Origin of the sequence: Paraburkholderia sp. HD33-4, assembly GCF_021390635.1 — a bacterium.
Classification (GTDB): domain Bacteria; phylum Pseudomonadota; class Gammaproteobacteria; order Burkholderiales; family Burkholderiaceae; genus Paraburkholderia.
The window spans coordinates 2,954,014-2,977,567 of record NZ_JAJEJS010000001.1 but is presented as its reverse complement, the minus strand read 5'-3'; the positions used below and the strand labels follow the sequence as shown (position 1 = coordinate 2,977,567).

Here is a 23,554-nt window from a genome sequence, read left to right as displayed (position 1 = left end):
GGCGATGCAACGAGATCGGGGACAGCAGACGTGAACACCGTTTCGAATCCAACCCAACCGCGTGTGCGCGCTTTGCTGCGCCGCTGGCTGCGCGTGTTCGGCGGCAGTGCCGCGCAGCGTCGCGCGCAGCAGGTCGGCCGTCTGGCGATCGAGGCATTGCCCGACGAATGGGCCGCGCTCGAAGCGGGCAAGCTGTATGCGATCTACGCGGCGCCGCGCGCGCCAGGGGGCGATGCGCCGGGCGTCGATACGCCGGGCGTCGACACGTCGGGCGTCGATACGCCGGGCGTCGACACGCTGGGCGTCGACATACTGATCTGGGAAAGCGCGCGCGCCGCGCTCACACGCGACGTGACGCTCGTGCTCGCGCGTGAGCGCGCGGCCGTTGCCCGGCGTTTGCGCGAGTTGGGCTTTAGCGCCGGCGCGCCAGCCGCCGGCTGGCCACGCAATCTGAACGTGCTCGCGATGCCGCTCGCCGCTGACTCGCAAGCGCTGGAACAGCACACCGACGGCGCCGCGACGCACGGCAAACTGTTCGGCGGTCTGCGCGCGCTGAAGCGCTTCGGTTTTCGTGCGCGCTCGCTGTATTTCATCGAAGGCGCCGAACGCTGGTTCAACTGGCACGACGCCGCCGCGCTCGCGCACGAAGGCCGCATGCTCGCGAACTGGTGCGCAGCAAGGGGTATCACGCTGGTGTTGCTGCTCGGCGTCGATGGAAATGGCGACGCCGATTCACTCGACCCGCGCGGCGCGCCGAATGGCGTCGTCGATGCGCCACGCCGCAACGCGTTCCATGCGGCATGCGCGGGCGTCGCGCGGATGGAGCGCACGCACGGCGAGTTGCTGTGGCATGCCGACTTCTGGCGCGCGGATCGCACGCTGGTGACGGGCGAAGTCCGCTCGCTGCGCTTTACCGATAGCGGTCGCCTGAGCGTCGCGCCCGCTGCACCGGCCGGCGGCGTCGCGCGCGGCGAACGCCTGCTCGCGCGCGATGAGCAGCGGGTCGTCGTGAGCCGCGCGGTGGTGCGCGGTCACGAGGCGTGGCTGCCGCCGCATTGGGAAGTGTGCGCCGATCAGGCCGCGGTGCTGAGCGCGTGCGCACATGCGCAGGCCGCCACCGTGGTGCTCGATTACGCGGGCGGCGCGCAGCTCGACGCGTTGTGCGCGACGATTCATGCGCTGCGCCGCCAGGCCGGGCGCGCGCTCAAGATCGTCGTCGTCGAGCGCGGAGAAGTGCTGCGCCATCAATACGAGCTGCTCGTGCTGACGCTCGGCGCGAACCTCGTGCTCGGCCGCGACCTGCCGTTCTCGCGCATGCAGTCGCTGCTGCAGTCGCTGCAGGGGCAGCTCCATACGCGACCCGTCGCCGCCGACTATCGCAGCGCCTTGAGCGCCGCGTTGAGCGACGACGTGCGCGGCTATCTGCCGGCCGGCGCGTTCTGCGAGCGCGTGCGCCTCGTGCTCGCACGCAGCGCGGTGCTGCAGTTGCCGCATGTGCTCGTGAAGCTGACGCTGCTGCCGCAATGCGCGCACGTCGATGCGCTGAAGCACTGCGTGCCGCGCCGCGCGGGCGACGTGCTGACCGTCGACGGGTCGCATCTGTACGTGTTCCTGTTCGCCTGCCGGCTCGCCGATGCGGACGCCGCGCTGGCGCGGATCATCGATGTGCCGGTCGAACGGCTCGCCGATACGCTGGTGCATCTGGCTGAGGGGAGCATCGGCGCCGAACTCGACGCGCTGGACGCCGCCAACCGGCGCACGCGGATCGCCGACTACAGCGATATGTTCGCGGCGTCCGCGCTTGCGGCATCCGCGCTTGCGGCATCCGCGCGCGACGGCGTGCCTTTGCGCTCGCCGCTGGCCGCTTCGCCGGACGACGCCGCGCGCGAAGCGGCGCACGTGGCCGCCGTGCGTCTGGCGCAGGTTGAAGAAGCGCTGGTTCATGCGCGTACCGAACACGCAGCCGATGGCGAGGTGGCGCCCCGCGCGCCCGTGCCGGCGAACGCAACTGCCAGGCATGTCGAAGTAACGACAGCGAAGCCGCTGGTTACGCAGCGCTCCCCAATCCAACCCACGCCGCCGCGCCGTCGCGCGGAACCCAGCGCGATGCCGGTGCGCGCGAGGAGCATCGAATGATCGAACTGGTTCTGATCTGTTTCGTGGCCGGCATGGTCGTCGCGCTGCCGGTGTGGATCGTCTGGCAGCGCGTCGGCGCACGGCGCGGTCTCGCGGCGATGCGCGGCTTCGATCCGCGCGACGTGGTGCCGTGCGGGATCGAGCCGGTCGCGCTGCGCGCGCGTCTGCTGCCCGCGCTCGATACGCCGCCAGACGAGGTGGCGCGATGAAAACGATCGCCGTCGTCTCCACCGCGGGCGGCACGGGCCGCACCACCTTGACTGCCACGCTCGCGGTATTGCTCGCGCGCCGCGGCCGCCAGGTCGTCGCGCTCGACTTCGATCCGCAGAACATGCTCGGCGCGCAGCTCGGCATCGACGGGCTCGCGGCGACCGGTTTGTCGCAAGCGCTGCTCGATGCGGACACCGCATGGCATGCGTACACGTGGCGCAATGCGGACGGGGTGCTGTTCGTGCCGTACGGCGCGGTATCCGCCGCGCAAAGCACGCAATGCGACGCGCGTCTCGCCGCCGAGCCGCGTTGGCTCGCCGATGCGCTCGCCGAACTCGATCTGCCGCGCGATGGCGTCGTGCTGATCGACACCGCGCGCTATCCGTCGCAGCAGGCCGAGCACGCGCTGCGTTGCGCGGACCTCGCGTTGTGCGTGACGCCGCCCGAGCCGGCCGCCTGCGCGACGCTGGTCGCGCGGCTCGCCGCGCTGCGCGATGCTTGCGCGCAGCTGCGCGTCATCGTGAACCGGCTGAACCCCGCGCGCGACATGCAGCGCGACGTGCTCGCGATGCTCGGCGCGGCGCTCGGCGATAACCTGCCGCTCGCGCAGCGCGTGCATCTCGATGTCGCGTTGCCCGAGTCGTTCGCGCGCGGCACGTGGCCATTCGACGACGCCCCGCATTCGCAGGCATCGCACGATCTGCAGGGGCTCGCGAACTGGCTCGACGCGTGGCTCACCGAGGCCGCGGCGCCGCTCGATCGGCAGGACGGCGCGTGATGAGCGCGCGCGAAACGCGTTCGTTGCGCGAGCGTGCGCTCGACTGGCTCGCGCGCGGCCTCGGCGTGCCCGCGACGCGCACGCCGCTCGACTGGTTCGTGCGGCTGTTCTTCCAGCCACCCGCGCCGGGCAAGCCCGACTACGTACGTCGCTGGATTCGCGCGGCCGTGCTGCATTTCGCGCTGCAATGGGGTGTGCTCGAACCGCATCGACTGCGCGCATGGCTGTGGCGCGCGTTCGTGCGCGCGCCACGCTCGTCGTCGCGAAGCGCGGCGGCGACGGTACGGGCGCTGGGCGCCTGGATCGACCGTTGGCTCGTGCCGCTCTGGTTGCTCGGGCGGCGCGGGCGCGAGCGCGTCGACGCGCTGCTGGCGAGCTTGCCGTGGCAGCGCTGGGGCGCACGGCTCGAAGCTGCGACACAGCGCGTCGGCCACGTTCGCTGGCTGCTGCCGCTCGTGGTGGTCGCGGGTGCGGGTTTGTGGGCGGTGATCGGCACGTCACCGCTGCAATCTGAAGGTCAGTTCGAGTTCTTCGCAGTCCTCGTGGTCGTCGCGCTGATCGTGCGGCGCTTTCCGGGCCGCATGCCGGTGCTGATCCTGACGACGCTCGCGCTGCTCGCGATGGTGCGCTACGTGTGGTGGCGCGTCACGCAGACGCTGTCGTTCCAGACGCCGGGCGAGGCGATTCTCGGCTATCTGCTGTTCGGCGCGGAAGCGTATACGTGGGTGATTCTGCTGCTCGGTTTCGTGCAGACCGCGTGGCCGCTGAAGCGCGCGGTCGCCAGTTTGCCCGCCGATACGTCGAGCTGGCCGAGCGTCGACATCTATATCCCGACTTATAACGAGCCATTGGCCGTCGTGCGGCCGACCGTGTTCGCCGCGCAAGGCATCGACTGGCCCGCCGACAAGCTGCGCGTGTATCTGCTCGACGACGGCCACCGCGAGGAATTCAGAGCATTCGCGCAGGCCTGCGGCATCGGCTATCTGACGCGCGCCGACAACCGTCATGCGAAAGCCGGCAACATCAATAGCGCGCTCGCCAGCACGCAAGGCGAGTACGTCGCGATCTTCGATTGCGATCACGTGCCGACGCGCTCGTTCCTGCAAACGACGATGGGCACGTTCCTGCGCGACGCGCGCTGCGCGATGGTGCAGACGCCGCATCACTTCTTCTCGCCGGACCCGTTCGAGCGCAACCTCGGCACGTTCCGCCGCGTGCCGAACGAAGGCAATCTGTTCTACGGGCTCGTGCAGTCGGGCAACGATCTGTGGAACGCGTCGTTCTTCTGCGGCTCGTGCGCGATCCTCAAACGCGCGGCGCTCGAAGAAGTGGGCGGCATCGCGGTGGAGACCGTCACCGAAGACGCGCACACCGCGCTCAAGCTGCACCGGCGCGGCTACACGACCGCTTATCTGCCGACCGTGCAGGCCGCCGGTCTCGCGACCGAAAGCCTCGCGAGCCATATCCGGCAGCGCACGCGCTGGGCGCGCGGCATGGCGCAGATTTTCCGCATCGACAATCCGTTCGTCGGCCGCGGGCTGAGCTTTTTTCAGCGGCTGTGCTACGGCAACGCGATGCTGCATTTCTTCTACGGCGTGCCGCGGCTCGTGTTCCTGACGATGCCGATGGCGTACCTGTTCTTCCAGATGTACTTCATCAACGCATCGGCGACGACGATCGCCGGATTCGTGCTGCCGTACATCGTGCTCGCGAACATTGCGAACTCGCGGATGCAGGGCAAGTACCGTCACTCGTTCTGGGCCGAAGTCTACGAGTCGGTGCTCGCGTGGTACATCGCGCTGCCGACCACGATCGCGTTTTTCAGCCCGAAGCATGGCAAGTTCAACGTGACCGACAAGGGCGGGCGCATCAGCGAGGGCTACTTCGACTGGTCGACCTCGAAACCGTATCTGGTGCTGCTCGCGCTGAACACCGGCGCGCTCGCCGCCGGCGTATACCGGCTGACGTTCGGGCAGGGCGGCGAAACGGCGACGATCCTGATGAACGTGTTCTGGACGCTCTACAACCTCGTGATGCTCGGCGCGGCCGCGAGCGTCGCGCGCGAGGCGAAGCAGGTGCGGGTCACGCATCGGATCGCGATGCGCGCGGCGGCGACGCTGCTGCTCGCGGACGGCACGACGCTCGCGTGCACGACCAGCGATTATTCGACCGGCGGCCTCGGTCTCGATGTCGAACCGGGATTGAACCTCGCGCCCGGCGACAGCCTCGGCGTGTGCCTGAGCCGCGGCGATCGGCAGTTTCATTTTCCGGTGTACGTGAGCCGCTGCGCCGGCCGGCACCTCGGCGTGCGCTTCGACGGCCTCACGCTCGAACAGGAGCGGCAGCTGGTGCAGTGCACGTTCGGCCGCGCCGACGCGTGGCTCGACTGGGATGAGCAAACGACCGAGGACGCGCCGCTGCGCGGCTTGAAGGAAGTGCTCGAGATGGGTGTCGAAGGCTACTCGCGGCTGTGGGGCGGGCTCGCGCGTGCCTGCCAGACGCTGCTCGCGCTCGACCGGACCCGATATTGATGGCGCCTGTGCGCGACGTGTTGCGCACAGGCCAATGAGAGAACCCGTTGATGACTCTGTGGAACCTGTATTTCATCCTGAAGCTGTACCTGTTCGCGGGCGGCCATCTGCAGCCGCTGTGGCTCGCGAATCTCGGCCTGGCGCTCGCGCTCGTCGCGAGTTCGACGCTGCGCCGGCGCGCGCTGCGCATCGTGCGCAACCTGGTCGGCCTCGCGCTCGGCGTGCCGTTGATGTACCACGAGGCGAACGTGCCGCCGTTCTCGCGTCTGACCGAGGAGTTCGGCAATCTGACCACCTTCAGCTTCGGCTACTGGCTCGAACTGGCGCAGCGCTTCCTGCCGCCGATGCTGCTGCTCGCGGCGCTCGGCGCGCTGGTCGGCTATCTGATCGTGAATCGCTGGGTGCGTGTGGCGACCTTCGTGCTGATCGCGCTGGTCGCGATTCCGCTGTGGCACGAGGGCGGGGTGGTGCTCGCGCAACTGCGCGGTGCAGCAGCGAACGCGGCAACGAATCCCGGCGCGAATGGAACGAACAACCCGCTCGCCGCGCAGCCGCTCGACCACAACGCGACGCTCGCCGCGTTCCGCACCCAGGAGTCGCAACGGCAGGTCAGCTTCGGCCATCTCGCCGCCGACCCGAACACGCAGTTCGACGTGATCGTGCTGCATATCTGCTCGCTGTCGTGGGACGACCTCGACGTCGCGAAGGCGCGCAACCATCCGCTGCTCTCTCACTTCGATTATCTGTTCACGAACTTCAGCACCGCGGCGAGCTACAGCGGCCCGGCCGCGATTCGCGTGCTGCGCGCAAGCTGCGGGCAGCAGGCGCACGCGGACCTGTACAAGAACGCGCCGCAGCAGTGCTATCTGCTCGCCGATCTCGCGCAGGCCGGCTACACGCCGCAGACGATGCTGAACCACGACGGCCACTTCGACAACTTCCTGGAGCTGATCCGCGACAACGCCGGGATGCCGAACGTACCGCTGATTCCGAACACGAGCGTGCCGGTCGCGATGCATGCGTTCGACGGCTCGCCGATCCGCGACGACTATGAGACGCTCGCGGCGTGGTACGCGCAGCGCGCGAGCATCGCGGGGCCGGTCGCGCTGTACTACAACACGATCAGCCTGCACGACGGCAACCGGCTGCCGAACAACAATCTGTCGAGTATCGATTCGTATCCGCTGCGCGTGAACAAGCTGATGAGCGACTTCGACCGCTTTGCCGATCTGATCGCGTCGTCGGGGCGGCGCGCGGTGATCGTGTTCGTGCCCGAGCACGGTGCGGCGCTGCGCGGCGACACGAACCAGATCGCGGGCCTGCGGGAAATTCCGACGCCGCGCATCGTGCATGGGCCGGTCGGCGTGCGCGTCGTCGGCTTCCAGGGCAGTCATGGGGCGACCACGGTGATCGACAATCCGTCGAGCTTCCTCGCGCTCGCGCAGCTGCTGTCGAATCTCGTATCGAATAGCCCGTTCAAGCCGGGTGTGAGCCTGTCGCAGTACGCGACGAATCTACCGCAAACGCAGATGGTCGGCGAAAACGAGGGGACCGTGACGATGAAGACCGCGTCCGGCTATGTGGTGAAGACGCCGGACGGCGTGTGGGTGGACGGCAAATGACGAATGCGCGGAACACCTCGAAAAACGCCGCGCGGGGCTGGCCCGTCGACGATATCAGCGGCCTTGCGCTGCGTCTGCCGGAGGTCGAGCCGCGCCGCTATTTCGATGCTCAGGCGCAGGGGGCCTACCAGCAGTCGCTGCTGAAGTGGCCGGTGCTCGCGCGGCTGATGAATCTGGTGCCGCGCGATGTAGCCGATGTGCAAGCGCCGCGCGGTGCGCCGCATGAATCTGAAGTGAAATGAGCCCTGTGTCGCGGTCTCAACGCAACTGCGTGACCGCCAGCAGCAACACCATGCTGCCGATCGCACCATCGAGCACACGCCATGCGCTTGCGCGGCGAAACAGCGGCGCAAGCATGCGCGCGCCATAACCGAGTCCGACGAACCACACCGCACTGACCGCCATCGCGCCGAGTGCGAAGGCGACGCGCGCACCTTCAGGCTCGCGTGCCCCAGCCGTGCCGATCAGCAGGAACGTGTCCAGATAGACGTGGGGATTGAGCCACGTGAATGCGAGCGTCATCAGGATGATGGGCAGCGCGCGTTGCGTGGGCGGTGCCTGATCGGCAGACGCGCCGCTCGACGCATCGAGCACCGCGTGTCCGGGCCGCACCGCGCGGCGCAGCGCGCTGATGCCGAACCAGGCGAGATACGCGAGACCGACATAGAGCATCGCGTGCACGAAGTTCGGGAAGCGCTCCATCAGCACCGCGGCGCCGCCGACGCCGGCGCCGATCAGAATGAAATCCGACAGTGTGCACAACAGCACGATCTTGCCGACGTGCGAGCGCATGATGCCTTGCCGCAGCACGAACGCGTTCTGCGCGCCGATCGTCACGATCAGCGACGCGCACAGCGCCGCGCCGTGGGAAAAAGACAACCAGTTCATAGATGGTCCGAAAAAGGGAAGCAGCGGGGATAGACGGGAAAATCCAACAGCGCTAGTCTGCGTGTTGGCATCTCATAAGAGAAGCTAATTTACTTAATGCCGATTAAGGAGCGCTAATGCTCGACTACGCCTTGCTGGACGCGCTGGCCGCCGTGGTCCGCCACGGCTCGTTCGACCGTGCCGCGAGCGAGCTCAATATCACGCCGTCCGCGGTGTCGCAGCGGGTCAAGCTGCTCGAGGAGCGCGTCGGCAGCGTGCTCGTGAAACGCGGTCAGCCGTGCGTGGCGACCACCTCGGGCGCGCTGCTGTGCCGCCATACCGAGCGCGTGCAACTGCTCGAAGCGGAGCTGAACGGTCGACTGCCGGCACTGCCCGGCGCGCTGGTCGAGCAGTGGCCGGCGCTGCGCGTCGCGGTCAACGACGACAGCGTCGGCACCTGGTTCATCGACGCGGTCGCGCCGTTTTGCGTCGAACGCGAGATGCTGCTCGACCTCGTGATCGACGACCAGGACTACACCGCGCAGCGCATTCGCGACGGCAGCGTGCAGGGCGCGATCACGACCCAGGCCGAACCGGTGCAGGGCTGCCGCTCGACGCGCCTCGGCCGCATGCGCTACCTCGCGGTGTGCTCGCCCGCGTTTTTCGCGCGCTATTTCGCCGACGGCGTCACGCGCGACAGCCTGCGGCGCACGCCGTGCGTGGACTTCAATCCGAAGGATCAGCTGCAAAAGCGTTTCATGCGACGCATCACGCGCGCGGAACTCGATCCGCCGCTGCACTGGATTCCGCACGTCGCCGGTTTTTTGCGCGCGTGCGTGATGAGCCTCGGCTGGGGCATGTGCCCAGAGCGGATGATCGCCGGGCATCTGGCGCGCGGCGAGCTGGTCGAGGTCGCGCCGGGCAAGCAAATCGACGTGGATCTGTACTGGCAGAGCTGGCGGCTGTCGATCGGCTGGCTCGACGATTTCAGCGCGATGCTCAGAAAGCGGGCGGGGGAGTTTCTCGATTGACTGCGCGGCGGTGCCGCAGGCACGAACGCGCCGACCCCTAGAGCAACAGCTCGATCGAATGAAACAGCCGGCGCTGCTCGGGGTCTTGCGAGCGCGCGCCTTCGTCGATCGTCTCTCGCAGGCAGTCGAGAAAGCAGGCGGCCGCCGGGCTGGTGGGCGCGCCACGCCGCGACGTGATGCTGATGATGGTTTCGTCCAGCGTTTCGCGCAGCGGCAGCGCCCACAGGTTTTCTTTCGCGCGTATCACCTCGACGAGCGGCCACGGAAAGATGCTGACCATGTCCGTGTGCGCGAGCAGGCCCAATACGATCGCGAGCGAATGCGCGAGCACGATCGTGTGCGGCACCCGCATGCCGCGCTTGACGAACAGATTGTTCGACATCGACTCACGGCTCGCCGGGTCCCAGTTCAGGATCCATTCCTCGTCTTGCAGGTCGAGCAGCGTGCGGCATCCGGCCTTCGGATGGTCGCGCCGCGCGACCACCGCCGCATGCGTCGAAAAGAGCGGCGCGTTCTGAAACTCCGACTGCGGCGATGCGGGCGGCGGCCGACCGATCGAAAAATCGAGGCTGCCGTCGCGCAGACGCGGCTGCACGACCGCGAGCAGGCCTTCGAAGAATTCCAGCTGCACCTCCGGCATCCGCTCGCGAAAGCGCTGCACGGCGGGCGGCAGAAAGGTCAGCGCGATCCATGGCGTGACGCCGATCGACAGCTTGCCGGCCGCGGCTCCGCGCAACGCCTCGATTTCCGCCTGAGCGCGCTGCAACTGGCCGAGCACGAGCCGAGCATGCACGACGAGTGCGCGGCCAAACTCGGTGAACGCGACGCCGCTCGCGCTGCGCACGATCAGCGGCGCGTGCAGATCGGCTTCGAGCTCGCGCATCGCCTTGGTCACGGCGGCCGGAGACAGCCCCAGCGAACGGGCGGCGGCCCGGATACTTCCGGTATCCGCGATTGCTGCCAAGGTATTGAGCTGATGCAGTTTCATCGGCATTAGGCGGGTGATGGGGGCAACCAGTAGTTGGCACCGGCAACGATTCTACGCCTGCCGCTCGAATATCGGCGCGGCTATGCTCGGTTCACGCTCACATGGAGAGAGACGGCATGAATACGATGGTCATTCCGGCGGGCATCGCCGAAGTCGAACAGGAAATGATCGCGCTGCGACGCAGCATCCACGCCCACCCGGAGCTGGCCTACGAGGAGTTCGCGACGGGCAATCTGGTCGCCGAACGGCTGGAGGAGTGGGGCTATACCGTGCATCGCGGCTTGGGCCAGACCGGAGTGGTCGGGCAACTGAAGCTCGGCAACGGTACGCGCCGGCTCGGTCTGCGCGCCGACATGGACGCGCTGCCGATCCACGAGACCACCGGCTTGCCGTACGCGAGCAAGCTGCCCGGCAAGATGCACGCATGCGGTCACGACGGCCACACGGCGATGCTGCTCGCGGCCGCGAAGCATCTGGCGCGCGAAAAGAGCTTCGACGGCACGCTGAATCTGATCTTCCAGCCGGCCGAGGAAGGCCTTGCCGGCGCGAAGAAAATGCTCGACGACGGCCTGTTCGAGCAGTTTCCCTGCGACGCCGTGTTCGCGATGCACAACATGCCGGGCTTTCCGACCGGCAAGTTCGGCTTCCTGCCGGGCTCGTTCATGGCGTCCTCGGATACGGTCATCATCAAGGTGATCGGCCGCGGCGGTCATGGCGCGGTGCCGCACAAGGCGGTCGATCCGGTCGTCGTGTGCGCGCAGATCGTGCTCGCGTTGCAGTCGATCGTGTCGCGCAACATCGCGCCGCTCGATATGTCGATCATCACGGTCGGCGCGATTCACGCGGGCGAAGCGCCGAACGTGATACCCGAAACCGCCGAGATGCGTCTGTCGGTGCGCGCGCTGCGGCCCGAGGTGCGCGACCACCTTCAGCAACGCATCACCGAGGTCGCGACCGGCCAGGCGGCCGTGTTCGGCGCGCGTGCCGAGGTCGACTATCAGCGCCGCTACCCGGTGCTCGTCAACGATGCCGCCATGACCGCGCTCGCGCGCCAGGTTGCGCTCGACTGGCTCGGTGACGACGGACTGATTCGCGACATGCAACCGCTGACCGGCAGTGAAGACTTCGCGTTCCTGCTCGAACGCTGCCCGGGCAGCTATCTGATCATCGGCAATGGCGACGGCGAGGGCGGCTGCATGGTCCACAACCCCGGCTACGACTTCAACGACGCTTGCCTCGCGACCGGCGCGGCCTACTGGGTCAAGCTCGCGCAGACGTTCCTCGTTTGACGCGGCGGCGGCGCGCGAGCGCTTTGCCCTGGCAGCAACAAGATCACGATGGAGACACAGATGGACTATTCCGCCACACCGCGGCGCGCGAGCGCCAATGGGCTCGAAGTGCCAGATGCGCTCGATGCGCAGCGCGTGGCCGATGAGCCCCGCAAGCGCCTCGGCCACGCGAAGGCGATCGCCGCGATCACGCTCGGCAACGGCCTCGAGTTTTTCGACTTCACGATCTACAGCTTCTTCGCGACGATCATCGGCAAGCTGTATTTCCCGGTCGAAGGACAACTCGTGCAACTGATGCTCGCGGTCGGCACGTTCGGCGTCGGCTTCATCATGCGGCCGGTGGGCGGCGTCGTGCTGGGCGGCTACGCGGACCGCGCGGGACGCAAGGCCGCAATGAGCCTGACGCTGTGGCTGATGACGCTCGGCTCCGCGATCATCGCGTTTGCGCCGACTTATGCGGCGATCGGCGTCGCGGCGCCGCTGCTGGTGATTCTCGCGCGGTTGATCCAGGGTTTCGCGTTGGGCGGCGAGGTGGGCGCATCGACGGCGCTGCTGCTCGAATACGGCAGCGATCGCACGCGCGGTTTTTACGGCAGCTGGCAGTTCGTGAGCCAGGGGATGAACACGGTGGTGGGGTCGCTGCTCGGCGTCGCGCTGGCCGCGACGCTGTCGCCGGCGGCGCTCGAAAGCTGGGGCTGGCGCGTGCCGTTCGTGATCGGCATGGCGATGGGGCCGATTGGCATCTATATCCGGCGGCATCTCGACGAGACGCTTCCCGGTATTGAGGATGGCCCTCCCGCGGCTGGCGGCGCTGTTGCGCAGGCCGCCTCGAATACTGTTGCGAAGTCCCCCGCGCAAGCGCCGTCGCTGCCGGTGCGCGACCTGTTCCGCGATCACGCGCGCTCGATCACGACCGGTGTGCTGACGACGATCGGCGGCACCGCGGCGAATTACATCGTGCTGTTCTATTTGTCCACGTACGCGATCCGTATTCTGCATCTGCCGATGGGGACCGCGCTGTGGGCCGCGTGGACCGGCGCGGTGGTCACGGTGATCTGCTCGCCGTTCGCGGGCGCGCTGTCCGATCGGATCGGCCGCAAGCGCGTGTTGTGGGTGTCGCGCGTGCTGCTGATTTTCGCGGTCTACCCGGCATTCATGGCGATCAACGCGTCGCCGACAGTGCCGGTGCTGCTCGCGGTGGTTGCGGGCCTCGCGCTGCTCGTCACGTTCACCGCGGTGCCCAATATCGTGATGCTGCCTGAGCTGTTTCCGCGCGCGATTCGCGCGACGGGTATGTCGATCGTGTATTGCCTTGGGGTGTCGATTTTTGGTGGGTTCGCGCAGTTTTTCGCGACCTGGCTGATTCAGATTTCGGGCAGTAATCTTGCGCCGGCTTGGTATCTGATTGGCTGCAGTGTGGTGTCGTTACTGCCGTTGCCGTTTATGCGGGAGACGGCGGGCAGGGCGATCGATTGATGTGACCGGGGCCGCGATCGGCTCAAAAAAAGAGGCGCGATTTTTTTGATCGCGCCTCTTTTGTCATTTGCTACGCGGCGTTTGAACGAACGCCGGCATCGCTCGCCTTTGGAAGTTTGGACTGGATCGTGCAGATGATGTTGGATCGTCCGGTTCAGTTCGGTGTGGTTTGCCTCGCCGGGTTGGGGCTGCCTCGATGGTCCCGTTTTTTACGCGTCTTTCAGCCAAGGCATTTCCACGGGTGACACCACAAGATGTCGCAACTCACGTTTCAGTTCGAAAATGAAGCCGACCAGGATCATGGAGTCGGCATAGGGGATCGGGAATACGTGAGGATTTTCCGGGGCGCGGAGCGGGCGCGTGGGCGTGTCCGCCGTCGTCGCGGCGTTCTCGCGGACGCTTTCCAGTTCGTCAGCCATTGCCTGCCCGCTGACTTTCAGGACGCGGCTGCGAAGGTCGCTGAAGGGTTCGATGCGCGCCCCGTCTTCGTTGTATTCAGGCACTTCATAGATGAACCAAGACATTCGTCGCTCCCGGGAAAAAGTTCGCGATTCTAACAGTGGGTGTAACGGACTAGCTTCGGACGCCCACCTTACTCCCTCCGTTCATCCATTAACAAGCGAATGGCGCACAATAAGATCGCGAGCCAGTTCAAAAGCGCGTGAGAGAAAGTGGCGCCTGATTTCGGTCGTGAGGGCCCAGGCACTAGCGACATCCTTACTGTAGGGACACACAATGAAAAAAGGGAAGACGAAACTTACCCGGCATGATGCTGAGCGCCTTTTCGAGGGATTGCCCGAAGGGAAGGCAAGCGTATCCAGCCGGCCCGAGAACCCGTTCGAGCCTGGGATGTTCGACGTGGCTGAGCGCGTCGACGACGAAACCAAACTCTGGAAAGACAACCTCATTACTCTTCCGATGGCGATCGAGTTGCCTGCTGGCTACGAGTCGGTGTCTCGCATGCGCGAGTCGCTGGTGCGCGCATGGCGCGTGAAGTGGGTGAGGGAAGGCAAAAACGAGGTTGTCACCGAGTTCCCTGAAGGATGGACGGCCATTCGCCCGCAAAGCGGACCCATAGAGCTGCGAGATCCCTCCGGAGTGGTCCGCGCCTTATACGGATGGGCCGAAGATGCTGAGCTCAGGGTCCTGCCAAGGTATCTGGTTGAGACGCAGGCGAACAGTTTAAGCGGACTAGGCAGTTTGCTGGTCCGTGATCGCGGGAACGGCCAGATTCTGGAAAGGTCGTCGATCTGGTCTGCTCAAACGGGTACCAACCATCCAGATTGGACCAGGCTCTCAGCGTGGCTAAAGTCGCGCTATCCACAACATCTCGACCCGCTTCGGTACTGGGAAGATTGCGAGGAAAACTTCCGGAACTGAGCTGCTTCTGGCGGGGTTGTTTTCGCGTCTGCTTAACCGGGCTGGACGAAGGCGAAAGCAGGGAGCAGCGGCTGATTGGTTTGCGGCGTTCGGCCATGAAGGGACGTTCGACTTCGGGCGGTAGATGGCCGACAATCGACGGACACATGAAGCAAAGTCACCGCGTGACCTGTCTTCCAATCCATTCATTTTCATTCGCACATGGTAGAAATCAGCCACCCGACATTGAGCGATGCGCAAGCGTTGCTACAGTTTGAAGTTGACAATCGCGCCTACTTCGAGCATTGGATCAACGCCCGCGAGGACAGTTACTACAACATCGGATCGGTGCGAAACGCGATAGAGGCTGCACAGACCGATATCGAAGGCGACAAGGCGTATCAGTTCCTTGTGAAATGCGAGGGGGTCATCGTTGGGAGGGTGAATCTTGTCGGGGTCGTACGTCCGTATTTCAACAAAGCCGTACTTGGATATCGCATTGGCGAGCGTTTCGCGGGGCATGGATACGCATCCGAAGCGGTAAGGCTCGTGCTGGAAACGGCTCGGTTGGACCTGCGGCTGTGGCGAATCGAGGCGACTGTCCGTCCTCAAAATCGCGCTTCCGCTCGCGTCCTGGAGCGCAATGGATTCGTCCGATACGGTGTTGCGAAACGCAGCATGCATTTGCACGGCGATTGGCACGACCTCGTGCACGTCGAGCGACACCTTGAAGGTGGACACTGAGCGTCCGCTTTGTGGAACGGTGGTCGGCCGAAACGGGTCGGGAGTACGCACTGCGGACTGGCCGCTTTCCGGCTATGAACTCTTCGCCCGAACCCGGAAGTCCAGCGCAAGCCAATGTGCGGCGCGCCCGACTCGACTGGCGAGCGCCCGCAGCCGACCCTGGGCGGCCACTGGAGCCTATGCGATGTCATAGGCAGATTATCGAGTTCCGGCAATCACTCAACGCTGCTTGCCTTGCGATAAGCCTGAGCGTTTGGCGGCTGTTAGCGAGGCTCCACAAGGACCGTCGGTCTACACAACATCCTCCGGTCATCAGACGTAGGCACTCTGCGTCAGATTCGATTCACCAGTCGCTCTCGCAATTGTCGCCTCAGCACTTTGCCGACCGGGGTTTTCGGCAGATCGTTCACAAAGACCACATGCTTCGGCACTTTATAGGCAGCCAGGCTCGTCCGCGCAAACTCGATCAGTTCCGACTCGGTCGGCCCCGGTTCCTTTTTCACCACGAAGGCGACGGGAGTCTCGCCGGATTGGGGATCCGCCACACCAACCACTGCGACCTCCAGAATGTCCGGATGTCGAAAGAGCGCGCCCTCCACCTCGTTCGGGTAGACGTTAAAGCCGGAGACCAGAATCATGTCCTTCTTGCGATCGACAATCCTGATCACGCCACGCTCGTCCATGATCCCAATATCGCCGGTCGCGAAAAATCCATCCTCGCCGATCACATGCGCCGTTTCCTCGGGCCGGTTGAAGTAGCCTTGCATGACGACGGGCCCGGCGACGCAGATTTCACCTGGCATCCCGGTGCGTACGGCCAAGCCGCTTTCATCGCGGATTTCAATGCGGATGGAAGGCAACGGCACACCGATCGTACCTTCGAAAGCCGTAAGCGTTACGGGATTGGCCGTCAGCGCGCCGGCGGCTTCCGACAGCCCGTAGACTTCCAGCACCCGGCTGCCAGTAAGCTTCTGCCAGCGCTCGGCAACTGCAGGCTGGGTCGCGGTACCGCCCGCGAAGGTGTTGCGCAATGCCGAGAAATCGAGCGCTCCGAAATCGTGGTTGTTCATCAGCGCCGTAAATAGCGTGTTGAGGCCGCCAACGAAGGTTGGCCGGTGCGTCGCAAAATCCTTCACGAGGGCGGGAATGTCTCGTGGGTTCATCACCAGAACGGAGCGGTTTCCCATGTGAAGCGAGACCAGGCATTGGCACACCAGGGCCGCCACGTGGTACAGGGGCAGCGCGACGAGTGAGATTTCGCCGCTCTCCCGGAACGCCGGCTTCATCCATGCCGCAAACATCAGCACGTTCGCGAGTACGTTGCCATGTGTCAACACGGCCCCTTTGGGGTCACCAGTAGTGCCCCCGGTGTATTGCAGGAACGCTCTTGTCTCGCGGTTCAGCGCCGGCCGGGTGAAGTCCGCCGCCAGGCGCGCGGTCATGGCGGTCCTGAAAGCGATCGCACCGGCGATCGTCCAGTCCGGGACGAGTTTTTTCTTTTTTCGAACGACGTAGTCCACAAGGACGGACTTCGGGAAGTTCTGCATCTCCGCGACGCGCGCGACGATAACGTGTTCAATGGTGACATGGACGAGCGCCTGCTCGACAGTGGCCGCGGAAACCTCCATGACCACGATCGCACGCGCACCGGAATCCTTGATCAAATTCGCCAGCTCGGGAGCGGTGTAGAGTGGGTTGACGTTGACCACGGTGAGCCCGGCCCGGAGCGCGGCAAACATTGCGATGGGGTGTTGCAGGGAGTTCGGCAACATTAGCGCGATGCGGTCCCCGGGTTTGAGCCCGAGGTCTTTCTGAAAATAGGCGGCAAGGCGAGCGGAGTTCTCGTCCAGTTGGCGATATGTGAGATCCACTCCGAACTGATGAAAGGCGACGCGGTTACCGTAGCGTGCGACGGCCTGTTCCAGGAGGGCTGCCATTGAAGGATAGTCATTGAGGCTTATGTCCGCCGCAACGCCGGAGGGATATTGCGAAAGCCAGGGCAGGTATGACATTTCGTCCTCCGCTACGGACTGCTTCGACGTTTGCCGCCTCCACAGCGATTCGACGCCTTCCAGCGAGGCTTATCAACTTTGTGGGGGGGCCGTCACCACGGCAATACCACGGGCCGCATCGAATATCAAAGACGATATTTCTGCGAAGACTGGAATTCGCGACCAATTGCCGAGAACGCAAATTGGATCTCGGGATCTGTGTTGCGTGGCAAATTAGACGGTCGCAAATTTTTGACTCCCAGCCTATTCTCGCTACGGGAGCCCAAGTGTGCTGTAGCGCACATATCCGTCAGATCGGATGTGTGGCCTTGCACGAGCGTCCATTGTCCGAAAAGTAGCGGCCGCTTGAATGCCCGTCTTCCGTGTACGGTGAACGGCAGAACGTGGCCGATTGGGTGAGGTCGCCAACGGCACGCTTAGTGCACTCCAGTTTGCAAAATCTGGATTTGGCTGACTGACCGATTTGGAGAAAGCTGTCTGACTGAAGTGGGCGGTTTGCAAGTGGCAAAACCCCAGCCTCGGTCGGTGCCTTGCCAAAGTGCACCGAGCTTTACCCGGCCGTCGCGCGGCACGCGCTCAAGCCACCGACCCAGCCGCGCGGCCAGCAAGCCCACCGTGCCGGCAACGACCTCGCCGGTCCCACGCCCGACCCTCACCGCTCCGGCTGCAACAACCCCCAACTCACAAGAATCGTCTGGATGCTATGCGCGTAAGCATCGCGCTCGTGCGGCGACTCCGAGTGATACGCGCCAATCGCCCGCCACGTATTGCCGTATCGCACCATCTTCTGCTTGAGCAGCCAGGCGGCCACAAAAATATTCACGCACGGGTCCGTCAACGCGCGGTGCGGAATGCCCTGGCTCTTGAGTTCCGGAAAGTGGATCGAATTGATCTGCAACTGTCCCACGTCGATCGAACCGTTGGCGTTGCGGTTGATGGCGCTCGCGTCGCCTTTCGATTCATGCCATGCCACCGCGCGCAGCACGAGCGGATTGACGCCCTGATAAGCGCCGGCCTTGTCGAAGCAATCGTCGGCGGACGGGGCGGCTTGCGCGGCCGAACTGCCGAGCGCCAGCAGCGCCGTCCAGGCGCATATCGTCCACGACCGCAAAAAGCGGAAGGCGTCGGTCTTGTACTCGTGCATGGGTCAGGGCTCCGGGTCCTGCTTTACTGTGCCAGCGCGGAATCGAGCTGGCGCTCGATGTCCTTCAGATAGGTGCGCGACTCATCGGAGACGACGAAGCGCGGTGTCGGCATCGCGCAGTGGCAATCGTGCTGACGCGTCTTCTTCTTGTTGCGCGACGTCGAGCGCGGCGCGGGAAGGTCGTCGTCGTCGCCGGTGGAGGGCGGCAGCATGGCGAGCGTAGGCAGCGGCGGGTAGACCTTGTCCGCAGAGGCCGTGGTCGCCGTGGCGGCAGCGGCGGCCGCGGTGGCAGGCGCGCCGGCGGCGGGCTGGGTCGCCCATGCGGCCGAACTTAAGCATAGCGATGCCGCGGCGAAAGCAATCAGGCGCATCGTGTCAGCTCCCCGCATGTAGCGGCTGGATCGAGACGCTGTACGTCTGGTTCGCGCCGGTCGTCAGATTTTCGAGCGTGGGTTTGAGCCCCTGCTGCGGCACGCCCCGCCAGATCGCCTGGTTGATGTACTTGAAGTCCTGGCCCAGCGCGGTCACGCGGATCACGGTGGGCTGCTTTTGCGCGGCGGCGAGCGCGCCCGCCTTGGCGAGCACCGTACTCAGTTGCGGATCGCGCGCGCCGAGTGCATCGGCGGGAATGTCGAACTTCATGATCACGTTCGACACCGCAGGTTTCTCGGCTTGAGCCGTAGTGGGCTGCGGCAGTTGTGCGCAGCCTGTTATCAACATTACGGCAAGTAAAAGCACAACGCGCGTCACGTCGGAGTCTCCAAAGTTTCGGGGCGATGTACGGGTTTTCGGCTGCGGAAGCTGAGACTTGATACCTGACGGCAAACGTTTGCGAAAAAGAAAAGAGTTCGCTCTCGCGGCGCCGCTTCCCGGAAAGTCGCTGCGCGCACCGCCGCCTTCGAGCAAAGAACTTCTTGTGCTGTCGGGGCAAGCCACAGTCATGAAGGCTCTTAAGACGGCAAGCGGCGAGCTTGACCGTTCAGCCTCTGGAACGGTCAAGCCGCTTGCGACGTGATCCGACTCTGACTGTCAGATCACGCCCCGACTCATCCAGCTCACGCGACTCACCTCGCCGCCGACTTGCCCCGACCGGGCACCGTCGCGCCATTGCCATCGCCGTTGCTGGCCGTCGCCGCGTCACGCGTCTCGGGCATCGCCGCCCACACCAGCAGCACCGCGAGCGCACCGGCCGCCGCGAGGCAGAAGAAGCTGACCATGTTGCCGAAACGATCTGCGATGAAGCCGGCCGCCGTCGTGCTCAGCGTCGCGCCGATGCCGGCCGCGAGTCCGAACAGGCCGATACACAGGTTGTAGCGGCCCTTGTCGCCGGCGACGTCGGCGGCGATCAGCGGCAGCATCACGCCGAACACGGCGGCGCTCAGGCCGTCGAGCATCTGCACCGGCACGAGCAGGTAAGGGCTGCTGATGCCCGCGAACAGCAGCGCGCGAATCGGCAGCGCGGAGAAGCCGAGCAGCAGGATCGGCCGGCGCCCCCAGCGTTCGGCCGAGCGCCCGACCCACGGCGACATCATCGCGACGATCGCCTGCGGCACGATGATGCACGCCGCGATCACGAGCTGCACGTTGTCGCCCATGCCGGCCGTCACTTCGCCGGCGGCCAGGTTCAGCATCGCCGCGTTCGACAGATGGAACAGCACGATGCACGCGGCGAACAGCAGCATGCGCTTGTCGCGCAGCAACGCGCGCAGGCTTTCGCGCCGCTCGAGCTGCTCGGGGGTGGGCGCCGCTTGCGGCAGCTCGATCGTGTCGGTGCGCTGGATCATCGCGAGCGCGATCAGCGCGGGAACCGCAAGGCCCGCGGTCAGAAAGAACACCGCGCGCGGCGAGTAATACTCGCCGAACAGTCCCATCAGACCGGCCGCGACCGCGCTGCCGATCGACGCCCAGCGCGCATTGCGCCCGAGCCGGTCGCCGAGATTCGCGCGACCCACCAGCGCAAACGAAATCGCCGCCAGCGCCGGCGTCAGCATGCAGCTCGCGAAGCCGTGGAACACCTCGGCGGCGATCACCGGCAACACGGTCGGGCTGACCGCGAGCAGCATCGCGCTCAGGATGATCGCGCCGATCGCCCACGCGGCCGCGCCCTTCTTGTTGCGCAGCGCGTCGACCGCGGCGCCGCCGGGCACCTGGCTGACCATCGCGCTGATCGTGCCGACCGACAGCACCATGCCGATCTCGCCCTGGGTCCACTTGTGCGATGCGAGATACGACGCGATGAACGGTCCGAAGCCCGTCTGCACGTTGGCGACGAAGAAGTTGAGCCAATCGAGCGCGCGCAGACTTCGCGCCGTGACCATAGTGCGGACCGTCATCGGACCGCCCGTGCGTTGGAGACCGCGACGGCCGTCGACGCCGTCTGCGGCGCCGAGGCGGCAGGCGCGGCGCTCGCCGCGGGAGCGGGCGGCGGCGCCGGCGACACCGCGCGGATCGGCTTGTCGCTCGCGTAGGGCGGCGTCGCGTTGATCTGCGCGTCGCTCAGATCGATCTGCGGATGCAGTTCCTTGTCGCGCGTGACGAAGCGCAGCGCCGACCAGTTCGCGGCGATCGTGCGCCGGTCGGTGCTGACCATGCCGCTGACGTCGAGCACGACCGCCTGCGGCTGCGCGTTGCCGTCGATCAGCACGTCGACCACGCGGCCCACCTTGGCGCCGTTCGCGCGCTCGACGGTCGCATCGAGCAGCGCCAGTTCCAGCGCGTTCGATTTGTTCGCGCCGGCCGGCACGGCCGCCGCGTTCAGTGTGATCGGCGCGCCCTTCGCGGACGGCGTGAAATGGAACGCGCCCCACGGGAAGTTCACCTTGCGGTCGCCGACGCCGAGGAAGCCCTGCAGATTGACGATCATCTCGCGCGGCTTGCCGGCCGCGTCGGCGGTCATGTCGATCGCGCGGCCGACCACCTTGCCGTCGGGCTTCTGCACCTGGCTGTCGAGCAGCGTGTGCGCGTCGCTGCGCTCGATCGTGCGCAGCACGATCAGCGGCGGCGGCGGCGGGGGAGGCGGCGGAGCCGGCGCGACGACGGGCGGCGGCGGCTCGACCTTGTGCGGCTTCACGACCGGCTTCTTCGGTTTCTTCGGCTCCTCGGGCCCCGCGTTCGCCTCGGTCTCGACCGGCTCGGGCGCGGACGCGGCGACCGGCGCGCTCGCCGGCTCGACCGGCATCACCGTCGCGTCGACGATCGGCGCCTGCTGCGTACCCCACAGCAGGCTGCTGCAACCGGACAGCGCGGCGAGCGCGAACAGCGCGGCCACGGTGCACAGCCAGCGCAACAGTCGAAGCACATCGAGCGAATCAGGCGAATCAGGCGAATCGAGTGGGCGAAGCGATCCAAGCGGTCCAAGCGGTCCAAACGGGACAATCGGCAGGCGCCGGGCGGGGCGCGGAAAACCGCCAGTCATCAGGAAAAACTCCACGAGCAGGTGCGGACGGACGCGTTGAGCCGCCGCTGTTAGATGGGGTACGGCCCAGAGTTTAACCCGCGCGGCCGCGCGGACAGGCTTTCGCGGGCTTCGTGGAAGGCGGTTTCGCCGATGCTCTGGCGGGATTGCGCTGCACGCCGCGTGCCCGGAATGCCGTCGCCGAAGTGAGTTCGGCACGTCTTGCGGCCGCTCGAATGCCGTAGGTGTAAACGCGCGCAGCGCTCACGCGAGCGGCCGTCGCGCAAAAGTTATAAGTCGCGCGACATGTCCGGCATGCCATTCATGCGATTGGACACATAGTTCTCTTCACCTACATTTCGACTCAGAAAAGCGTTACCCACACCAACAAATCCACGAGACGAACCCTGATGACGGCCGCTCTAGCGGCCGTTTCAGTACGCTGATAAAGGAGGTACTCATCATGATGGAACCCCAGGCCCTCGCGAATTCCGACGTCGCGAGCGAATCCTTCGACACCGAGTCACTACCCGGTAAGGGCTTTCTCGACCGCTACTTCGACATTTCCGCGCGCGGCAGCACCCAGCGCCAGGAGATCGTCGCGGGCATCACGACCTTCCTCGCGATGGTCTATTCCGTGTTCGTCGTGCCGGGCATGTTCGGCAAGGCGGGCTTCGATACCAGCGCGGTGTTCGTCGCCGTGTGTCTGACCACCGCGTTCGGCTCGCTGCTGATGGGCGTGTGGGCGCGTCTGCCGATCGCGATCGGCTGCGCGATCTCGCTGACCGCGTTCACCGCGTTCGGCCTCGTGCTCGGCAAGGGCCTGCATCCGACCGTCGCGCTCGGCGCGGTGTTCCTGATGGGCGTCGTGTTCACCACGATTTCGGTGACCGGCGTGCGTTCGTGGATCCTGCGCAATCTGCCGACCGGCATCGCGCACGGCACCGGAATCGGCATCGGCCTGTTCCTGCTGCTGATCGCCGCCAACGACGTCGGCCTCGTCGTCAAGAATCCGGGCGCGGGCTTGCCGGTGTCGCTCGGCAATATCACGGCATTGCCGGCGCTAATGTCGGTCGCGGGCCTCGCGGCGATCTTCGGGCTCGTGCGGCGGCGCGTGCCGGGCTCGATCCTGATCGTGATCGTCGCGATCTCGGCGATCGGCCTCGCGATCGATCCGGCCGTCGCGTATCACGGCGTGTTCGCGGTGCCGTCGTTGAGCGCGCCGGGTCATGCGTCGCTGATCGGCGCGATGGACGTGAAGGGCGCGCTCTCGATGGCGGTGCTGCCGAGCGTGCTGGCTCTCGTGATGACCGCCGTGTTCGACGCGACCGGCACGATCCGCGCGGTCGCCGGCCAGGCGGGGCAACTGGACGAGAACGGTCGCATCATCAACGGCGGCCGCGCGCTTACCGCCGATTCGCTGAGCTCGATCTTCTCGGGCCTGCTCGGCGGCGCGCCGGCGGCTGCCTATATCGAGTCGACGGTCGGCGTTGCCGCGGGCGCGAAGACCGGGATGGCGGCGGCGGTCGTCGGTCTGCTGTTTCTCGTCGTGATGTTCTTCTCGCCGCTCGCCGCGCTGGTGCCTTCGTATGCGACCGCACCCGCGCTGATGTACGTGGGGCTGCTGATGCTGTCAAACGTCAGCAAGCTGCATATGGACGACATGGTCGACTCGATGGCGGGGCTCGTGTGCGCGGTGTTCATCGTGCTGACCGCGAACATCGTGACCGGCATCATGCTCGGCTTCGCGACGCTCGTGATCGGTCGCGTGGTCAGCGGCGAGTATCGCAAGCTCAATGTGGGCACCGTGGCGATCGCGGTGGTGCTGGTCGGTTTTTATGTAGGCGGCTGGGCGATCTGAGTTTCGTTGCAGGTAGTCGTTGGTCTCCACCTTGACGCGGCGCGTCGCGGTTCGATCCGCGGTGTGCCGCGTATCTTTTTTTGGCCACGCGCTTTGCGCGCGCTCGGCACGT

Annotated in this window: 20 protein-coding genes and 1 pseudogene; 12 read left to right on the top strand and 9 right to left on the bottom strand. The window is 65.7% G+C overall.

Annotation, left to right across the window (positions count from 1 at the left end):
* Positions 1-30 precede the first annotated feature (30 nt).
* Genes bcsE through L0U84_RS13095 form a run of 6 tightly spaced genes read left to right on the top strand, consistent with a single transcriptional unit; the run spans position 31 to position 7,519 of the window.
* On the top strand, positions 31-2,136 hold the full coding sequence (gene bcsE, locus L0U84_RS13120; protein ID WP_442794000.1) for a cellulose biosynthesis protein BcsE: 2,106 nt from the start codon (positions 31-33) through the stop codon (positions 2,134-2,136).
* On the top strand, positions 2,133-2,345 hold the full coding sequence (locus tag L0U84_RS13115) for a hypothetical protein (RefSeq protein ID WP_233850393.1): 213 nt from the start codon (positions 2,133-2,135) through the stop codon (positions 2,343-2,345). The genes bcsE and L0U84_RS13115 overlap by 4 nt, the downstream gene beginning before the upstream one ends.
* Entirely contained in the window at positions 2,342-3,124 is a 783-nt protein-coding gene (gene bcsQ, locus L0U84_RS13110; RefSeq protein ID WP_233850391.1) for a cellulose biosynthesis protein BcsQ, read from the top strand. Before L0U84_RS13115 ends, bcsQ begins: the two co-directional genes overlap by 4 nt.
* On the top strand, positions 3,124-5,655 hold the full coding sequence (bcsA, locus tag L0U84_RS13105; protein ID WP_233850389.1) for a UDP-forming cellulose synthase catalytic subunit: 2,532 nt from the start codon (positions 3,124-3,126) through the stop codon (positions 5,653-5,655). The genes bcsQ and bcsA overlap by 1 nt, the downstream gene beginning before the upstream one ends.
* Positions 5,656-5,705: 50 nt before the next feature.
* A complete protein-coding gene (bcsG, locus tag L0U84_RS13100; protein ID WP_233850388.1) occupies positions 5,706-7,277 on the top strand; it encodes a cellulose biosynthesis protein BcsG in 1,572 nt (523 codons plus the stop codon).
* On the top strand, positions 7,274-7,519 hold the full coding sequence (locus L0U84_RS13095) for a hypothetical protein (protein WP_233850387.1): 246 nt from the start codon (positions 7,274-7,276) through the stop codon (positions 7,517-7,519). The genes bcsG and L0U84_RS13095 overlap by 4 nt, the downstream gene beginning before the upstream one ends.
* Positions 7,520-7,535: 16 nt before the next feature.
* Here the strand turns inward: L0U84_RS13095 and L0U84_RS13090 are convergent, their stop codons facing one another.
* Positions 7,536-8,165 carry a LysE/ArgO family amino acid transporter gene (locus tag L0U84_RS13090; RefSeq protein WP_233850385.1) on the bottom strand — a complete coding sequence of 210 codons (630 nt, stop codon included), beginning with the start codon at positions 8,163-8,165 and terminating at the stop codon, positions 7,536-7,538.
* A 116-nt stretch (positions 8,166-8,281) separates the two neighbouring features.
* Here L0U84_RS13090 and L0U84_RS13085 point away from each other — a divergent pair, with 116 nt between their 5' ends.
* Positions 8,282-9,175 (top strand): LysR family transcriptional regulator ArgP, encoded by an 894-nt coding sequence (locus L0U84_RS13085; RefSeq protein WP_233850384.1) that lies wholly within the window; start codon positions 8,282-8,284, stop codon positions 9,173-9,175.
* 37 nt (positions 9,176-9,212) lie between these two features.
* Here L0U84_RS13085 and L0U84_RS13080 read toward each other — a convergent pair whose 3' ends face one another.
* Positions 9,213-10,163: a LysR substrate-binding domain-containing protein gene (locus tag L0U84_RS13080; protein WP_233850383.1), complete on the bottom strand. Its 951-nt coding sequence runs from the start codon at positions 10,161-10,163 to the stop codon at positions 9,213-9,215.
* Positions 10,164-10,279: 116 nt separating this feature from the next.
* On the opposite strand from L0U84_RS13080, the gene L0U84_RS13075 reads away from it, so the two are divergent.
* A complete protein-coding gene (locus L0U84_RS13075) occupies positions 10,280-11,452 on the top strand; it encodes a M20 aminoacylase family protein (RefSeq protein ID WP_233850382.1) in 1,173 nt (390 codons plus the stop codon).
* A gap of 60 nt (positions 11,453-11,512) precedes the next feature.
* Positions 11,513-12,928, top strand: a complete 1,416-nt coding sequence (locus L0U84_RS13070; RefSeq protein WP_233850380.1) for an MFS transporter — start codon at positions 11,513-11,515, stop codon at positions 12,926-12,928.
* Between the two features lie 209 nt (positions 12,929-13,137).
* Here the strand turns inward: L0U84_RS13070 and L0U84_RS13065 are convergent, their stop codons facing one another.
* A complete protein-coding gene (locus L0U84_RS13065) occupies positions 13,138-13,452 on the bottom strand; it encodes a helicase (RefSeq protein ID WP_129956550.1) in 315 nt (104 codons plus the stop codon).
* A gap of 211 nt (positions 13,453-13,663) precedes the next feature.
* Here L0U84_RS13065 and L0U84_RS13060 point away from each other — a divergent pair, with 211 nt between their 5' ends.
* Together L0U84_RS13060 and L0U84_RS13055 are read left to right on the top strand one after the other, a co-directional pair.
* Complete coding sequence (locus L0U84_RS13060) at positions 13,664-14,308, top strand: hypothetical protein (RefSeq protein WP_233850379.1); 645 nt, start codon at positions 13,664-13,666, stop codon at positions 14,306-14,308.
* Positions 14,309-14,509: 201 nt separating this feature from the next.
* Complete coding sequence (locus tag L0U84_RS13055; RefSeq protein WP_233850378.1) at positions 14,510-15,031, top strand: GNAT family N-acetyltransferase; 522 nt, start codon at positions 14,510-14,512, stop codon at positions 15,029-15,031.
* Positions 15,032-15,363: 332 nt separating this feature from the next.
* Here the strand turns inward: L0U84_RS13055 and L0U84_RS13050 are convergent, their stop codons facing one another.
* The 6 genes from L0U84_RS13050 to L0U84_RS13025 form a co-directional block, all read right to left on the bottom strand.
* Positions 15,364-17,043: an AMP-binding protein gene (locus L0U84_RS13050; protein ID WP_233850377.1), complete on the bottom strand. Its 1,680-nt coding sequence runs from the start codon at positions 17,041-17,043 to the stop codon at positions 15,364-15,366.
* A gap of 652 nt (positions 17,044-17,695) precedes the next feature.
* Positions 17,696-18,187 carry a lytic transglycosylase domain-containing protein gene (locus L0U84_RS13045; RefSeq protein WP_233850376.1) on the bottom strand — a complete coding sequence of 164 codons (492 nt, stop codon included), beginning with the start codon at positions 18,185-18,187 and terminating at the stop codon, positions 17,696-17,698.
* Positions 18,188-18,210: 23 nt separating this feature from the next.
* Positions 18,211-18,558, bottom strand: coding sequence for a hypothetical protein (locus L0U84_RS13040; RefSeq protein WP_233850375.1), 348 nt, complete (start codon positions 18,556-18,558; stop codon positions 18,211-18,213).
* 4 nt (positions 18,559-18,562) lie between these two features.
* Positions 18,563-18,937: a hypothetical protein gene (locus L0U84_RS13035; RefSeq protein WP_129956545.1), complete on the bottom strand. Its 375-nt coding sequence runs from the start codon at positions 18,935-18,937 to the stop codon at positions 18,563-18,565.
* Positions 18,938-19,251: 314 nt separating this feature from the next.
* On the bottom strand, positions 19,252-20,520 hold the full coding sequence (locus L0U84_RS13030) for an MFS transporter (protein WP_233850374.1): 1,269 nt from the start codon (positions 20,518-20,520) through the stop codon (positions 19,252-19,254).
* On the bottom strand, positions 20,517-21,602 hold the full coding sequence (locus L0U84_RS13025) for a PRC-barrel domain-containing protein (protein WP_233850373.1): 1,086 nt from the start codon (positions 21,600-21,602) through the stop codon (positions 20,517-20,519). Before L0U84_RS13025 ends, L0U84_RS13030 begins: the two co-directional genes overlap by 4 nt.
* A gap of 514 nt (positions 21,603-22,116) precedes the next feature.
* On the opposite strand from L0U84_RS13025, the pseudogene L0U84_RS13020 reads away from it, so the two are divergent.
* A pseudogene (locus L0U84_RS13020) lies at positions 22,117-23,442 on the top strand (NCS2 family permease); the annotation flags it as partial.
* Positions 23,443-23,554 lie beyond the last annotated feature (112 nt).

Bases quoted from the DNA above. Each gene is read 5' to 3' on its own strand.
- L0U84_RS13115 (WP_233850393.1), top strand. From the start codon at position 2,133: ATGATCGAACTGGTTCTGATCTGTTTCGTGGCCGGCATGGTCGTCGCG.
- bcsQ (WP_233850391.1), top strand. From the start codon at position 2,342: ATGAAAACGATCGCCGTCGTCTCCACCGCGGGCGGCACGGGCCGCACC.
- bcsA (WP_233850389.1), top strand. From the start codon at position 3,124: ATGAGCGCGCGCGAAACGCGTTCGTTGCGCGAGCGTGCGCTCGACTGG.
- bcsG (WP_233850388.1), top strand. From the start codon at position 5,706: ATGACTCTGTGGAACCTGTATTTCATCCTGAAGCTGTACCTGTTCGCG.
- L0U84_RS13095 (WP_233850387.1), top strand. From the start codon at position 7,274: ATGACGAATGCGCGGAACACCTCGAAAAACGCCGCGCGGGGCTGGCCC.
- L0U84_RS13090 (WP_233850385.1), bottom strand. From the start codon at position 8,165: ATGAACTGGTTGTCTTTTTCCCACGGCGCGGCGCTGTGCGCGTCGCTG.
- L0U84_RS13085 (WP_233850384.1), top strand. From the start codon at position 8,282: ATGCTCGACTACGCCTTGCTGGACGCGCTGGCCGCCGTGGTCCGCCAC.
- L0U84_RS13080 (WP_233850383.1), bottom strand. From the start codon at position 10,163: ATGAAACTGCATCAGCTCAATACCTTGGCAGCAATCGCGGATACCGGA.
- L0U84_RS13075 (WP_233850382.1), top strand. From the start codon at position 10,280: ATGAATACGATGGTCATTCCGGCGGGCATCGCCGAAGTCGAACAGGAA.
- L0U84_RS13070 (WP_233850380.1), top strand. From the start codon at position 11,513: ATGGACTATTCCGCCACACCGCGGCGCGCGAGCGCCAATGGGCTCGAA.
- L0U84_RS13065 (WP_129956550.1), bottom strand. From the start codon at position 13,452: ATGTCTTGGTTCATCTATGAAGTGCCTGAATACAACGAAGACGGGGCG.
- L0U84_RS13060 (WP_233850379.1), top strand. From the start codon at position 13,664: ATGAAAAAAGGGAAGACGAAACTTACCCGGCATGATGCTGAGCGCCTT.
- L0U84_RS13055 (WP_233850378.1), top strand. From the start codon at position 14,510: ATGGTAGAAATCAGCCACCCGACATTGAGCGATGCGCAAGCGTTGCTA.
- L0U84_RS13050 (WP_233850377.1), bottom strand. From the start codon at position 17,043: ATGTCATACCTGCCCTGGCTTTCGCAATATCCCTCCGGCGTTGCGGCG.
- L0U84_RS13045 (WP_233850376.1), bottom strand. From the start codon at position 18,187: ATGCACGAGTACAAGACCGACGCCTTCCGCTTTTTGCGGTCGTGGACG.
- L0U84_RS13040 (WP_233850375.1), bottom strand. From the start codon at position 18,558: ATGCGCCTGATTGCTTTCGCCGCGGCATCGCTATGCTTAAGTTCGGCC.
- L0U84_RS13030 (WP_233850374.1), bottom strand. From the start codon at position 20,520: ATGACGGTCCGCACTATGGTCACGGCGCGAAGTCTGCGCGCGCTCGAT.
- L0U84_RS13025 (WP_233850373.1), bottom strand. From the start codon at position 21,602: ATGACTGGCGGTTTTCCGCGCCCCGCCCGGCGCCTGCCGATTGTCCCG.